General features: G+C 69.0%; 12 protein-coding genes and 1 riboswitch. Of the genes, 5 read left to right on the forward strand and 7 right to left on the reverse strand.

What is annotated here, in order from left to right; translation table 11 throughout:
* Positions 1-406: 406 nt before the first annotated feature.
* Together ACFWMR_RS38570 and ACFWMR_RS38575 are read right to left on the reverse strand one after the other, a co-directional pair.
* Complete coding sequence (locus tag ACFWMR_RS38570; RefSeq protein ID WP_378381980.1) at positions 407-928, reverse strand: SRPBCC family protein; 522 nt, start codon at positions 926-928, stop codon at positions 407-409.
* Between the two features lie 98 nt (positions 929-1,026).
* Positions 1,027-1,662: a DUF4230 domain-containing protein gene (locus tag ACFWMR_RS38575; protein ID WP_378381991.1), complete on the reverse strand. Its 636-nt coding sequence runs from the start codon at positions 1,660-1,662 to the stop codon at positions 1,027-1,029.
* A gap of 111 nt (positions 1,663-1,773) precedes the next feature.
* Here ACFWMR_RS38575 and mptB point away from each other — a divergent pair, with 111 nt between their 5' ends.
* Positions 1,774-3,213 (forward strand): polyprenol phosphomannose-dependent alpha 1,6 mannosyltransferase MptB, encoded by a 1,440-nt coding sequence (gene mptB / locus ACFWMR_RS38580; RefSeq protein ID WP_378381982.1) that lies wholly within the window; start codon positions 1,774-1,776, stop codon positions 3,211-3,213.
* Here mptB and ACFWMR_RS38585 read toward each other — a convergent pair.
* A complete protein-coding gene (locus tag ACFWMR_RS38585; RefSeq protein ID WP_378381983.1) occupies positions 3,117-3,662 on the reverse strand; it encodes an SRPBCC family protein in 546 nt (181 codons plus the stop codon). The two genes, mptB and ACFWMR_RS38585, sit on opposite strands and share 97 nt — an antisense overlap.
* A 59-nt stretch (positions 3,663-3,721) precedes the next feature.
* On the opposite strand from ACFWMR_RS38585, the gene ACFWMR_RS38590 reads away from it, so the two are divergent.
* On the forward strand, positions 3,722-4,303 hold the full coding sequence (locus ACFWMR_RS38590; protein WP_378381984.1) for a TetR/AcrR family transcriptional regulator: 582 nt from the start codon (positions 3,722-3,724) through the stop codon (positions 4,301-4,303).
* A gap of 2 nt (positions 4,304-4,305) precedes the next feature.
* Here ACFWMR_RS38590 and ACFWMR_RS38595 read toward each other — a convergent pair whose 3' ends face one another.
* Positions 4,306-5,208, reverse strand: coding sequence for a LysR family transcriptional regulator (locus tag ACFWMR_RS38595; protein ID WP_378381985.1), 903 nt, complete (start codon positions 5,206-5,208; stop codon positions 4,306-4,308).
* 83 nt (positions 5,209-5,291) lie between these two features.
* On the opposite strand from ACFWMR_RS38595, the gene ACFWMR_RS38600 reads away from it, so the two are divergent.
* Entirely contained in the window at positions 5,292-6,506 is a 1,215-nt protein-coding gene (locus ACFWMR_RS38600) for an MFS transporter (RefSeq protein WP_378381986.1), read from the forward strand.
* A gap of 78 nt (positions 6,507-6,584) precedes the next feature.
* Positions 6,585-6,653, forward strand: a riboswitch (guanidine-III (ykkC-III) riboswitch).
* Positions 6,654-6,664: 11 nt separating this feature from the next.
* Positions 6,665-6,979, forward strand: a complete 315-nt coding sequence (locus tag ACFWMR_RS38605; protein WP_093937221.1) for a DMT family transporter — start codon at positions 6,665-6,667, stop codon at positions 6,977-6,979.
* A gap of 762 nt (positions 6,980-7,741) precedes the next feature.
* Here the strand turns inward: ACFWMR_RS38605 and ACFWMR_RS38610 are convergent.
* The 3 genes from ACFWMR_RS38610 to fxsT all read right to left on the reverse strand — a co-directional run bounded on the left by ACFWMR_RS38610 (position 7,742) and on the right by fxsT (position 13,632).
* Positions 7,742-9,070: an alpha-lytic protease prodomain-containing protein gene (locus tag ACFWMR_RS38610; protein WP_378381987.1), complete on the reverse strand. Its 1,329-nt coding sequence runs from the start codon at positions 9,068-9,070 to the stop codon at positions 7,742-7,744.
* A 132-nt stretch (positions 9,071-9,202) separates the two neighbouring features.
* Positions 9,203-10,186 carry a LysR family transcriptional regulator gene (locus tag ACFWMR_RS38615; protein ID WP_378381988.1) on the reverse strand — a complete coding sequence of 328 codons (984 nt, stop codon included), beginning with the start codon at positions 10,184-10,186 and terminating at the stop codon, positions 9,203-9,205.
* Between the two features lie 476 nt (positions 10,187-10,662).
* Positions 10,663-13,632, reverse strand: coding sequence for an FxSxx-COOH system tetratricopeptide repeat protein (gene fxsT / locus ACFWMR_RS38620; protein WP_378381990.1), 2,970 nt, complete (start codon positions 13,630-13,632; stop codon positions 10,663-10,665).
* Between the two features lie 196 nt (positions 13,633-13,828).
* Between fxsT and ACFWMR_RS38625 the strand changes: the two genes are divergently transcribed.
* The gene (locus ACFWMR_RS38625; protein ID WP_378274707.1) at positions 13,829-14,143 is read left to right on the forward strand and encodes a hypothetical protein; all 315 of its coding nucleotides are present in this window, start codon (positions 13,829-13,831) and stop codon (positions 14,141-14,143) included.
* The last annotated feature ends 156 nt before the right edge of the window (positions 14,144-14,299 follow it).

The following is a 14,299-nucleotide window of genomic DNA, read 5'->3' on the forward strand; positions in this document are numbered from 1 at the left end:
CCCCGACCCCCCCCCCCTCCCTAACCGCTCTAACTGCGCGGCGGGGGTGGGTCGTGGGGCCGTCTCGGCCCCAACACCCCCAACCCCCCCCCCCGACCACCCGGACCGAGCCGGTACTTTCGCGTGATCGAGTGGACGGCACGTGTGATCAGACGGACGACACACGTGACTGGACGGACGACACGGCGACGGCCGAGTCCCACCGCGTGTCGTCCAGCTGATCACACGTGTCGTCCGCCTGATCACACGTGTCGTCCCGCGGGTCACGCGAAACCGCCCGACCATAGGTTCTGTTCCGAAAGTCAGGGCAGGGTGTCCCGAGCGCCACGTTCGAGACGATGAGCGTCCCAGGCGTGGCGCTCGGGACACTCACCGACCGGACACGAAACGTTTGCCTTGTCTCGGACTAAACGCAAGGATCGCGGCGCCACTCCCGGCCTTCGAGCCGGTCCTTCACCCGCCCCAGCGTGGTGGCGATGTTGGCGCGGTTGGTGGCGACGCGGTCGGGTTCGCCGGTGATCATGATGGCGAACGGGATGAACCACCCCGGCACCCGCAGCCAGTTCGTCACGGTGACGCGGCTGCCGTCGCCGTCGGGGGTGATGTCGTACTCCCAGCGGGAAATCGGCACGAAGAAGGGGGTACGGACCCGGTAGGCGAACCGGCGGCCCGGCTCGGCCTCGGTGATCTCGGCGTGGGTCACCCAGCGCCGGCGGCCGTTGCGATTGCTGCCCGAGAACCAGTTCCCGACGCGGGCCTCGGTCGCGCCGCGGATCCAGCGGGCCTTGCACAGTTCCTCGGCGCACTCCGCCATCGCGACGGGATCACTGATCAGCCGGTACACCTCGCCGGGCGCGGCCGAGATCGCGATCTCGCCGGTCGCGATCGGCTCACTGTAGGTCAGCTTGTCTCTCGGCTTCGTCACCATCGCGCCCTCCCGGTCGGCCTCGCCAGCGCACCAGCACGAGGGCGGCCCGGTCAAGACCGGCCGGAAAAAGCGCGCACATTCGCATAAATCCCGACGGGTCAGGTCGTCGGTTCGGCAGTGAAAGTGACCTGGAAGCCCAGCGCCTGCAACAGCCCGGTGAGCATCGCCTTCGTGTTGGCCCTGGCTCGTTCGAGCAGCCCGGAGTGCTGCGCGGCCTCACCGATCCGCTTCTCCGCGGCGAGGTGGAACTGCCGCTGGTCCGGCACCGACACCAGCGCCGAAAGCCTGTCGACCAGACCGCGCTCCTGGCCGAAGACGTAGCTGTGCTCGTTGTCCAAAGCGGGCTTCGCCAGCTTGGGTTCGGGCAACCGCACCTCGACCGACCGCCGGTCTTCCGAGACGGTGAGGGAATTCTCCACCAGCGGTCCGAAATCGACGTATGCGTCGACAGAGCCCGCGGCCACGAACAGGGTCCGTTCCCCCGCGATGACCGCCGGCACCCATTTGACGTCCTTCTCGATGTCGACGACCACCTGGTAGTCGCCGACCGCCGCGTGGTACTGGCTCAGATCGCGGACCGCCTTGAGCACCGCGGGCTGCGAACGGTCCACAGTGGACGTTCCGAACGGGTCGAGCTTCGGCAGCAGCCCGGCGATCTGCAAGGCCGCGCCGACGATCAGGATTCCGGCCAGGGCGAACACCCCCAGGCGCACCCAGCGTTTCTTCACGCCCACCACCGCCTCTCCAGCGCGTGGAGTACCCGGCGGGCGCCGTCTCGAAGCGTCGGAACCGGTTTCTCGGACGATCGGCGGAACCGGATTCCGCACTTGGAGTAGTTTGGCCGCATGCAGAACGTCTTGCCCGCGCCGGAGAAGACCGGGCTGACCATCTCGGCGTTGCACTGGGCGGGTTTCCTCGGAATCGCCGTGCTGGTGCTGGTCACCTCCGGCATCGGCCTGCCGTCGGTGCTGGTGGTGGCGCTGGGCGTCACCGGGATGGCCACCCTGGTGCTGTCGTGGCTGGGCATCGGACGGCTCGCCGCCGGGCTGCCCGAGCGGCGGCTGTACTGGATGGCGGTCTCGTGGTGCGCGCCGCTGCTGGTTGCGCGCCCGCTGTTCAGCGGCGACGTCAACAGCTATCTGGCGCAGGGCCTGATCGCGGCCAAGGGGTTCGACACCTACCTCGTGGGACCGGCGGAGGCGCTCGGCGCCGACTCGCCCGTGACGCTCGCCGTCAGCCACTACTGGCGGGACACACCCGCGCCGTACGGTCCGGCGTTCGTCGCGCTGGCCCGCGCGATCGCCCACGTCGCCGGGGACTCCTTCGTCCCGACAGTGCTGCTGCACCGGCTGCTGGGGCTGGCGGGGATCGCGCTCCTGGCCTGGGCGCTCCCCCGGCTCGCCCGCCGCGTCGGGGTCTCTCCGTCGATCGCGTTGTGGCTGGCGCTGCTCAACCCGCTGGTGCTGTGGCACATCGTGGCCGGCGTGCACAACGACGGCCTCATGGTCGGGCTGATGGTGGCCGGACTGGAACTGGTCCTCATGGGCGCGGCGAAGACCGGCGCGGCCCGGCCCGCGCTGATCGCGGCGGGTGTGATCGCGGTCAGCACGGGCGCGAACATCAAGATCGTGGCCGTCGCGGGCCTGCTGTTCGTCGGCGTCGACCTGTTCCGCCGCGCGACGCCCGCCGGCCGGGTGGCGGTGGCGCTCGGGCTGCCGGCCGGCTTCGCGGCGGTCACCGTGGCGATCTCGCTCGGCAGCGGGATCGGGTTCGGCTGGGTCCGCGTGCTCTCCGGGGTTTCCGGCCAGGTGCACAGCTGGATGGCGCCGACCAACGAACTCGGCTTCCTCGTCGGCGGGGTGGGCAAGCTCTTCGGAGCCGACCTGACCGACGGCGCGATCAAGGTGTTCTCGCTCATCGGCGCGATCCTCGGCCTCGCCGTCGGCGTCAGGCTGTTGTGGCTCACCTACCGGGAGAAGACGCACCCGCTTTACGGCGCTGGACTGACCTTCGCCGCGATGCTGGTACTCGGCCCGGTCGTGCAGCCGTGGTATCTCCTGTGGACGGTCGCGCTGCTCGCGGTCAGCCTGACGACCGACCGCGGCCGGTGGATCCTCGCCGGGATCAGCGCGCTGTTCGGTGTCCTGCTGCCGCCCGCGAACGGCGGCGCCGTGTCGCTCGCGCTGGGCTACCTGATCGCGGTCGTGCTCATCGGCGGCACCTTGTTCTTCCTGAAGCGCCGGAACCTGTTGCCGGAGATCAGGTTCCGCAAGAGCCGGACGTAGAAGCCCCACCGCGCGGGTGTCCGGACCGTGCCGGTGAGCTCACGCTCGGCACGGTCCAGGCAGTCCTCCAGCAAGGCGTCGTGCAGCGGCCGCCACAGCAGCGGATAGGTGAGCCAGGCCGGATGCCGCAGCCGCAGCACCATGAGGTGCACGAGCTCGGTGTCCCCGGTTTCCGTCGCGCGCATCGTGAACTCGTGGAACCCGTCGAAGCCGCGGGGCGCGGTGAACCGGAACCTCACCGACCTGCCGGGCTCGTAGGACTCGACGCGGTACCGCACCGGACCGTGCCCGCCGTCGGCTCCCACGCCGAGCGGCCGGTCGAACCGCATCGGCGGCCACGCGTCCACCGGCCAGAGCCGGTCGCCGTCCTCGGACAGCGTGTCGATCAGCGCGCCGACCTGTTCTCGCGTCACGCCGACGATCCGGGAATGTCTGTTCCACACTCGCATCGTGCCTCCCAGTTCTAGAGACCTTCCCCTAAAACGATAGTAGAGGATAGTCTCTGAAAATGGGACGGCCACCGCGGCACACCGCCGACGACTTCCTCGACGCCGCCGTGCGGATCTTCGCCGCCGAAGGGGTCGCCGGGGTGACCATGTCGGCTGTCGCCCGCGAAGTCGGCGCGCCGAGCGGGTCGATCTACCATCGTTTCCCCGGACGTCCGGCCCTGCTCGCCGCCGTCTGGCTTCGCACCCTGGCCAGCTTCCAGCAGGGCTATCTCGAAGCCCTCGAACGGGAACCGGTCACGGAGGCCGCCGTCGAAGCCGCCGCCCAGGTCGTCCGCTGGTGCCGTGCGCATCCCGCCGAGGGAAAACTGCTCTACGGCGGCGAACGCGCGCTCGGCGTCGACGACTGGAGCGCGGAAGACCGGGCCCGCGCCGATGAGGCCGGCCACCGTCTCGACACGGCGATCACCAAGGTCGTCCGACGGCTGCGCCCGCTGACCGGCCGGAGCACCGACGAGCTGATGCTCGCCCTCGTGGACCTCCCCTACGCGGCGGTGAGGAGACACCTCGATCGCGGCGAAGCACCGCCGCCACGCACCGTCGATCTGGTGATCAGGACGACCCGCACGCTGCTGGCGGGCTGAACTCAGGGCCGGACCGGGATCGCGATGGAGAACTCCTCGCCGTCGATCAGGTCGAGCAGGAGGCGGGCGGTCCGGCGGGGCGGCCGTTCTCCCCTGGTGGCGATGGTCAACGGCCAGGTGAGGCCGGGTTCGTCGAGCGGGATCGTCCGGACGCCGGCGAGCAACCGGAGATCGGGCACGACGGCGATCCCGAGTCCCGCGGCCACGTAGGCGGGCACCGCGCGCAGGTCGGCGACCTCGACGACGACCCGCCGCGGGGTCCCGATCGCCTCGAAAGCGCGGTCCAGGGCGACCCGGTTGCCGAAGCCGCGCGGGTTGTCCACGAACGACTCGCCCGCGAGGTCCGCCAGGGTCAGTGATCGCCGGTCGCCCAGCCGGTGCCCGTCGGGCAGCACGACGACGAACGGCGCCGATCCGATCAGCTTGGTGTCCAGCCCGGCGAGATCGGATTCCGGCAGGCCGAGCAGAGCGACGTCGAGCCTGCCCTGGCGCAGGTCTTCGGCGAGCCCTGTCGACCCGGTGATCGACACCGTGACGTGCAGCTCGACCAGCGGGTACCGCCGGTGGAAGGCGCCGAGCAGATCGGGCAGGTCGAGGTCGCCGACGCTGGTCAAGGTGCCGACGCGGAGGCTCCCGCGCAGGCCGGCGGAGGCGTCGGCGACCACCTCGCGGGCCCTGTCGACGGCCTCCAGCGCGGCCTTGACCTCGGGCAGGAACACCGTGCCCGCCGGGGACAGCGCGACGCGCCTCGTCGACCGGTCGAACAGCTTGACGCCCAGCTCGGCTTCGAGTGCCTGGATCGTCGCCGAGACGGTGGACTGCACCGCGAACAGCCGTCGAGCGGCGCGGGTGAAACTGAGTTCCTCGGCGACGGCGACGAAACATTCCAGCTGACGGGTCTCCACGACGCGGAATTATCGCAGTTTCGGATAACTCTGACCAGTATTGTTCGTTGGACTTGGATGATCCGAGGACTCACAGTGGAGTCATGCTGAACAGCGCCACTCTCCCCCGTCCCGCGTTCCGGCGGATCAGCCACGGTCGCGGCTTCTGGGTCATCGCGGCCGCATATGCCGCCTCGCTGGCCTTCTCCACCGTCCCCACCCCGCTCTACGTGCTCTACCAGCAACGTGACGGGTTCCCGACCTACGTCGTGACCATCGTGTTCGCGGCGTACGCGGTCGGCGTGATGGGCAGCCTGTATCTCGCCGGTCACGTCAGCGACTGGCTGGGACGACGGCGGGTGATCCTCGCCGCGACCCTGACCCAGGCGCTTTCCGCGACGCTTTTCCTGGCGTGGCCGGACGTTCCCGGGCTGATCCTGGCCAGGCTCGTCGGCGGTGCGGGGATCGGCGCCCTGACCGCGACCGCCACCGCGCATCTGTCCGAACTGCGCGCCGTCGCCCGGCCGCGTGAGGACCACGGCCGCGCGGGACTGATCGCGACCGTGGTCAACATGGGCGGGCTGGCGCTCGGCCCGTTGTTCGGCGGGATCTTCGCGAGCTACTCGGCCGAGCCACTCACCACGCCGTTCGTGTTCTTCCTGGTCCTGCTGCTCGCCTCGGCCATCGCGGTCGCGCTCGTGCCGGAAACGGTGGAGCGCGCCGAGGAACGCCCCGCGTACCGGCCACAGCGCGTCTCCCTGCCGACGAGCGCGCGGCCCGCGTTCTTCGGCGCGGCGATCGGCGCCTTCGCGGCTTTCGCGATCACCGGACTGTTCATGGCACTGACGCCGACGTTGCTGGCACAGGGAATGCACCAGAATTCGCGGCTGCTGGCCGGTCTCGCGTCGTTCTCCGTGTTTCTCGCGGCGGCTGCGGCGCAGGTGGTCTTCGCCGGTCTGGCCAGGCGGACCCAGCTGCGGCTCGGTCTCGCGCTGATGGTGACCGGGCTGGTGGCGTTGCCGGTCGCGGTGACCGCGTCCCAGCTGTGGCTCTTCCTCGCGGGCGGGGTCGTCGCGGGCGCCGGCGTCGGGCTGGGCTTCCGCGCCTCGGTGGCCACCGTCGCCGCCCTCGCCGAGCCGCCGGTGCGCGGCGAGGTGCTCGCGGCCCTGTTCCTGGCCGCCTACGCCGGACTGGTCCTGCCCATCCTGCTCGTCGGCATCTCGCTGGTCTGGCTGCCGAGCGCGTGGGCTCTGATCGGGTTCTCCTTACTGGAACTGGGTTTGCTCGCCTGGTCCGCCCCCAAGGCGCTGACCCGCTGACCGTCCACAGTGGCCTGCCGGGTGGTGATCCTCGTCAAACCCGCGGGCGCCCCGCGCGAGCGATGTGCGATCCTGGCCGTGGAACCTCGTGATCGAGGTCCCCGGACGAGTGGGTGCCGTACCCGGCCAGCGACAAGACGGCGCTCTGGGAGCGCGTCATGTCGTGGCTTGTCCTGATCGTTTCGGGTGTTCTGGAAGCCGTGTGGGCCACCGCCCTCGGCAAGTCCGAAGGATTGTCCCGGCCCACGCCGTCGGTGATCTTCGGGGTGACCCTGGTGGCCAGCATGGTGGGTCTCGCTTACGCGATGAAGGATCTCCCCGTCGGCACCGCCTACGCCGTCTGGGTCGGGATCGGGGCGTCGCTCACCGTCGCCTACGGCATGTGGTCGGGCGCGGAAACCGTTTCGCTGGCCAGAATCCTGCTGATCGTGGGGATCGTGGCGTGCGTGGTGGGACTGAAAGTCCTGCACTGAGGCGCCAAGTGCGCCATGCGCGCTCGCCGGTGCGCCGACTGAGGGTGGCGTCGTATCTGAACCCAACGTGCGCGAAGACGTGACTCGCGTGATCGGGAACGGATCTCGCGTGATCAGAGGGCGAACACGGTGAACGTCGTCCGATCACGCGAGTTCCGCCTCTGATCACGCGAGTCACGTCTCTGATCACGCGAGTTCCGGCTCTGATCACGCGAGATCGCGATCTCCAAGGCCAGGAGTGGCTGGTGGGGCGAGTGAGGCGTTCGGTACGGGGGGCTTGAGTGCTATTGGGCCGAAGGTCAAATATGGCATGGTCGATCCTGTCGAGCAGGCCTTCTTCGCCACCTTGAGGGCAGGGTTCGGACGGGCCGGCCGCAGCCCGAGTGTCCACATGGGACGATTAGCGGCGATTGAGCGTCCGATTCATGCCCGCATGGGCTGTTCTACGTGGGGTCGTGAGCGGCAAGGAGGGTTCTAACCATCTTTACCACTCACGACCCCTTCGCAAAGCCACACAAAGTACCCAAAACGGGCGTTCCGACTGGAAGGGATGTCTCATGTGGACGGCCGCCGTCGCGATCTGCTCCCGCGGGCCAGTTCGCACCGGGCCAGGGCCGCGAAAGCCCTGCTCGGCGGGAGACTCGATCACGCCACCTTTGCCTTACACCGCAACTGGAAATGGGGACCGCCCCCGACGCACGGACGACGTCGGGGGCGGTCGGTCCGGGCGCACCCCTGCGTGTGGCCCGGACGGCTAGGCGGTCAGGCGCGGGCCCAAAGCGCTGGGACGTTGGGCGGCTCCCATCCAGCCTGTGCGGTGTGGCCCTGGAGGGCCCGGTAGGAAACTCCGTTGTAGGTGACCGTCGCGCCGGCGGCGTAGGTGGTGCCGGCCGCCCAGGTGCCGGTGGGCGGGTTCGACGTCGTGTTGGTCGGCGTCGTGGTGGTGCTGCTCGGCGGGTTCGAACCCGAGGTCACCAGCTTCAGGCCGTAGACGCTCAGGATCACCGAGACCGGCTGGAAGTAGAACGTGCCGCCCGAGGTGCAGTTGCCGGAACCACCGGAGGTGACGCCCTGTGCCTGGTCACCCGCGAGCCACGAGCCGCCCGAGTCGCCCGGTTCGGCGCAGGCGTTGGTCCGGGTCAGGCCGGAAACGGTGCCCTGCGGGTAGTTCACCGAGGCGTTCTTCTGCTGGATGGTGCCGCAGTGCCAGCCCGTCGTGGAACCGGAACGGCAGACCGAGGCGCCGATCGCGGCCTCCTGCGAACCCGCCACCGGGACGGTGCCCGGGTAGCGGTTGACCAGCCCGCGCGGGGTGTTGCCCGCGTCGACGCGGACCCACGCGTAGTCGTTGCCGGGGAAGGTGGAGCCCGCGACGGTCCCGCTCGGGTTCGAGGTACGCGTGCCGGTGGTGCCGCAGTGCCCGGCGGTCACGAAGCCGCCCTCGACCGAGAAACCGATCGAGCACCGGCCCGAACCGAAGGTGTAGGCGTTGCCGCCGATGACGTCGATCAGCGGAACCGGGCTTTCGGTGCTGGTCTCGACCCGCACCGCCTCGGCCCGCACACCGGACGCGGTCGCCCACGACTTCGCGGCGGCCTCACCGCCGGTGTGGGCCAGGACGACGATCGAGTTGGTGGCGACGTCGACGTACCAGCCAGGCACGTTCTTCGGCGCGCTGGTTCCCTTGGCGTCCAACGACTGCTTCGCCGCGTCGAGCTGGGCGGCGCTCCGCGCGACGGTCTTCGGGGTCGCCCCCGCCGCCCGGACGGCGCCTTCCAGAGCCGCGTCGGTGACGGCGACGGTCAGCTTCGTGCCTGCCGCGTCCAGCCACGACCCGCCATAGGACGGGCCGAGCCGGGTCTTGAGAGCGCTGTCGGCGTAGGCGGCCTTCTGCTCGTCGGCGAGGCGGGTCCGGGCCTGATCCGGGCTGATCTTCAGATCGCGCGCCATGGCCGCGACGATCTCCGACTGCACCTGGTCGGACGCCGTGACGGTCTGGCCGGCGCTGGCGCTCGGCGTCAGCGCGACGGCCGTGACCAGACCGGCTCCGGTTAGGGCCGCCGCGGCGGCCGCTACGATCTTTCGGTTCATTTCAGGCTTTCCTCACCGACGTTCCGGAAGAAGATCTCGTCCAGACCGTACGAGGCGCCTGCTGCAAAAGGTACATACCATTTAGGTCATATCCACCCAGTGGACTGGACCTTTCAACGACTTCGGCGCAGGTCAGCGCACTCCGGCGTCCGTGTAGTCCACGCCATAACCCGGGTTCAACTCGAGATACTTCGAGTAGGTCGGCCGCCGGTCGATCAGCTCGCCGTACACCGCGCGCGACAGGGCGATCATCTCGGCGGCGAAGGGCCCCATCTCCCCTCGTTCCGACCAGCCCACGAGATTCCGCCAGCTCAACGGATTCCCGGCGATCGGGACCGCGACGATACCCGGGATCTCGTGGAACAGCGGCTGGCACAGCACCACCGCGTGCCCCGACTCGACCATCTCGATACAGGTCAGCACATCGGTCTCGTACAGCGAACGCGGCGTGAACCCCGATCGCGCGCACGCGGACGCGAAACAGTCGCCGAAGCATCCGTCACCCGGCGTCGCGCACCACCGTTCGTCCGCCAGCTCACCGAGTTCGATCTCGTTCTGCTGCGCGCGCTCGTCCCGCGCCGACATCAGCACGAACACCGGATGATGCGCGAGCGTCCGCCAGCGAAGCCCGGGCTCCGGCGGTGGACCGGCGTCACCGCAGACGCCGACGAAGGCGAAGTCCAGCCCGCCCTCCGCGGTCATGTCCGCGAGTTTGTTGGCCGACCACGACGTGTGGGTGGCGACATGGATGTCGGGATGGGTGGTGCCGAGGCGTTGCAGGAGCGCCCCGAGCATCGGCCCCGTCGCGGAACCAAGCCGCAAGGTCATCGGCTCGCCGGTGCCGGCGTGCTGGGCGAGACGCGCGGCCTCGTCGTGCAGCGACGACACCGCGGGAAGGACCATCTTGGCCCTGTCGAGTACCAGGAGGCCGAGCGCTGTCGGCCGGGTGCCCGTGTGATCGCGCAGGAAGAGCTTCCCGCCGAGTGTCCGTTCGATGCGCTTGAGTTGTGCTGTCAGTGCAGGCTGGGCCATTCCGAGCGTATTCGCCGCTTTGGTGATACTCCCGAGTTCGGCGATCGCGCACATGATGCGCAAGTGGCGCAGTTCCAGCTCCATCCCTCTACGTTAGTAGACATAACTGGACTGGACCAGACAAACGGTTGAGCCAAATGGCTTCGTATCGCTTGGTTCGCGGTATGCCATCGATGTCAGCAATCCCGGACATGTCAGGACGTCCTGCCGCTACTGTCACCACGCAACGGACGACGAGAGGTTTCGGTGGCGGACGAGAGTGGATCCGGCGAGCGTGATCACCGACCTCGATGCGACCGGGATTTGGGACTCGAACCGGGGCGGCCCCGCGTGACATCCGGTCGATCCTCGAAGCGGGCGGACGAATCCGGGTGCCGATCCTGGATCCGACCGACGAAGCGATCGTGGAAATCGCGGATCGCCGGATATCGCAAAGCCACGGGCAAGGCCGGACGCGGCAGCGAATACCGGCCACGTTGGACGAACGGCGCCGATGTTCACAGTGGAACCGAAGCAACGGTCGTGGGACTCCTTGGCCACTGTCCCCCGCGGGCGACTGATCAAGAACGGTCACGCAGGCGGATCGCCGTCTCCAGGTTCTCCCGGATCCGTCTGGTCACGCGATGGTCCGGGCCCAGCGCCCGCTCGGCGTCCGCCCGCGCCTCTTCGTACATCCGGATCGCGAGCGGCAGATCGCCCGCGACGCCGCGGGCGTAGGCCAGGTCGTTCCGTGTGTTCAGGGTGTCCTGGTGATCGTGCCCGAACACCCGCTCCCGCGCGGCCAGCGTGCTTTCGTACAACTCGATCGCCCGGGCCGGATCACCGGCGGATTCGTACGCCCCGGCGAGGTTGTTGCCCGATTTCAAGGTGTCGGGGTGATCGGGTCCGAGGACGCGTTCACGATCCGCCAGCGTCCGTTCTTGCAGTTCGACAGCGCGGGTGAGGTCACCGGCCGCCTCGCACGCTCCCGCGAGATTGGCCCGCGAGATCAGCGTGTTCGGATGGTCCGCTCCCAGCACGCGCTCGCGATCTTCCAGTGTCGTTTCGAACAGCGTGACCGCACGTTTCACGTCTCCTTTCGACCAATGGAGGTAGGCCAGGTTGTTCCGGTACAGCAAGGTCTCCGGGTGATCGGCTCCCAGCACCCGTGCACGATCGGCGAGCGTGACTTCGTGAAGCCCGATCGCCCGTTCCACCTCTCCCGCCGCCTCGTAGGCCATGGCCAGGTTGTTCCGGGAGAGCAGCGTGTCCGGGTGTTCCTTTCCCAGCAGCCGTTCACGCCCCGTCAGCGTCTCTTCCAGCAGCGAGATCGCCCGGGTCAGGTCTCCGGCGGCGTGACAGGCGGCCGCCAGGTTGTTCCGGTAACTCAAGGTGTCCGGATGGGCGGACCCCAGCGCCCGCTCGCAGTCCTCCAGCGTGGCCTCGAACAACGCGATCGCCCGCGTCAGGTCACCGGCCGCCTGGTACGCGGACGCCTCGTTGCTCCGGGCTTGCAGGGTGACGGGATCATCGATGCCGTAGAGGCGTTCACAACCGTTGCTCGCCCGGCCCGCGAGCGCGATCGCGGCCGCGGGATCGCCCTGTCCGAGGACGTAGAGGCCGAGGCTGTTCGCGAGGTGACAGAGCGGACCGGTGTCGACGTCGGTGTGTTCGAGCAGCGCCCGCCCGTGGGGCAGCACGGCTTGGAACACTGGCCAGTAGTCGGGCAAGCGGGGGTCGGCCGCGTCGAGCGCCTTGGCGAGCGCGGCGGCGGTCGCCTCCCGAGCGTGGTCGATGTCTTCGGGACGGCGGTAGGGATCGGCCGGGTCGGGCGTCCGGGTCACGGCCTGCACGAGACGGTGGACCTCGATCGTTTCGGCGCCGAGGGTGATCATGCTGTAGGCGGCCAGCCGCCCCAGCGCCTCGGACAACTCCGGTTCGTCGGCGGCGTCCGCCAGCAGTGCCCGCGGGACGCGTTCGGGAGCGTGCCAGGCGAGACGTCGCAACACTTTCGCGGCGAGCGGGGTGTCCGCGAGCCTGTCCAGGGTGACGTGCCAGACCCGGGCCACGGCACGCTCCGCGTCTTCGGCCTCCGCGGTCCACGCGAACATCCTCGCCGGAGACCTCGCGAGCAGGCCGAGGTAGCGGGCCGGGGTCATGCGGTTCTGCGCGAGATAGGCCGCGGCCTGTTCGACCGCCAGGGGCAGCCACCCGAGTTCCGCGCAGAGCTCGACGGCGCCGGCCGGGACCGCGTCCGGCCACTCGGCCCGGACCGTCCGTTCGAGCAGCTCGACGGCCTCGTCCGGTTCCAGCACGTCCAGTGACACGGTGCTGACGTCCCGCCAGCCGGTGCCACGTCTGCTGGTGACGATGATGGTGCCGGTCCGCACCCGCTCCAGCAGCCCACTCGCGTGCGCGAGATCGGTCAGGTTGTCCAGGACGAGCAGCCAGCCGGAATGACCGGCCAGCCAGTTCACGGCCTGTTCGATCCGTTGTTCCCACGGCAGCTGCGCGGCCTGCGGGGACAGCGCCACGGCCAGCTCCGCCAGCCCTTCGTCGATCGCCGGAGCCGAGTCCGCCGTCACCCACCACACGGCCGAGTAATCCGCCGAGCGCAGTTCGGCGAATCTGGCGGCCAGACTGCTCTTGCCGATACCGCCCAGGCCGTGCACCGCCACCACCGCGACCCGGCCGACGGCCTTCGCCGTCCTCTCCAAGCGGTCCAATTCGGCGGTGCGCCCGACGAATACCTTGCCGCGCAAAGGAAGTTTCCAGGCCGCGGGACGGGGTGGCGAGATTTCGGTCTCCGACAGGATGTCGGCGATGAACCTCGAAACCTGGCCGTAGACAAGGGAATCGCGATCGGCCGGTTTGCAGATGCCGACGTGATCGGCGTCGACGGAGATCGGCCGGACCCGGGGCAGTCCGGGGTTGGCCGAACCCTCGTCGACCACCCGGACGCCTCTGGTCGGGTACGCCTCGAAGAACACCAGGTTCCGGATCCCGGATTCGTCGGCCCAATCGCGGTACCGGTCGTTGAGATGCCGCAGATGAGCGGAATTGCGTTTGAGGTCCTTCACCGCCGCGGTGGACCGGTAGACCAGTCCGAGCGCTTTGACGACCGCCGCCAGCCCGGAACCGGTATGCGGAGTCCCCAGGAAGACCACCCCGCGCGTGGCCTTCGCGAACTCCGCGAACCCGGCCCGGCCCTCGGCCGCGTGCAGCAGGATCTCCTTGGCCAGCAACCCGCCCATACTGTGCGTGACGAAGCAAAGCGGCCGCTCGCCGATACCGTGGTTCTGCAGGCGCGCCATCAGGTTGATCGCCCGGTCCTGCATGGGCATCGCCCGGCCCCGCCACCCGGTCGACCAGGCCTCGTAGCCCACCGACCACACCGCCAGCCTGTCGAAGTCCTCCGCCAGCCACTCCGGCCAGAACGACGACGGTGAGCCGCCCGCCCACGTCTTCCGCGCGTCGCCGTCCAGCCCGTGCAGGAAGACCACGTCCAGTCCGGCCGGTTCGGGGACCCGGACCTTGATGATCTCCGGCAATCTCCTACCTCCGGTCGGGGCCGCCGCGTCGGGTGACCACCGGATGTCGGTGGTTCGCCGCTCGCCGTTACGAACCGGCGATCAGGTCCGCTTCCATGATCGAGGCGTCCGCGGCCGGTAACGGTTCGGGAACGGCGCTCGTCCGGTCGATTCCCCGGCCCATAGGGTGCCTTCTTCCGCACCCAGGGGAGGGTTCGTGCACATTCATGCCAGACGCCGGTCCATCAGCTTCAGCGGCCGGACGATCACGATCAAGGCGGCCGTGAAGGGGCTCGGCAACCGGAAGCACACGTTCGGTGTCGAGAAGATCAGCGGTATCAAGAACATCCCGCCGACGGCATTCAAGCCGGGAAGGCTCGTCTTCGAAGTACCCGGCGCCTCCAAGACGATCGTCGAGGACGTGCCCTTGTACGCCGACAAGGTGGACATGAACACCTTCACCTACGGCGGCATGAATTCGAAGCATGTGAAAGAACTCGAAGCGGCGATCAGGAAGGCGATGAGCTCCTGATCGCTCGTGAGCGGTGAGCCCGATCGGTCCGCGATGACGCTTATGTGTCTACATAGGACACGTAGCAGCGATCGGGAGTCCGGGCTATTGAGAGAAACAGCGAAGGTGGCGTGTTGCGAAAGCCACGTTCGCAACCTTGAACGTTGCGAACGTGGC

Origin of the sequence: Amycolatopsis thailandensis, assembly GCF_042723255.1 — a bacterium.
GTDB classification, from domain to species: domain Bacteria; phylum Actinomycetota; class Actinomycetes; order Mycobacteriales; family Pseudonocardiaceae; genus Amycolatopsis; species Amycolatopsis thailandensis.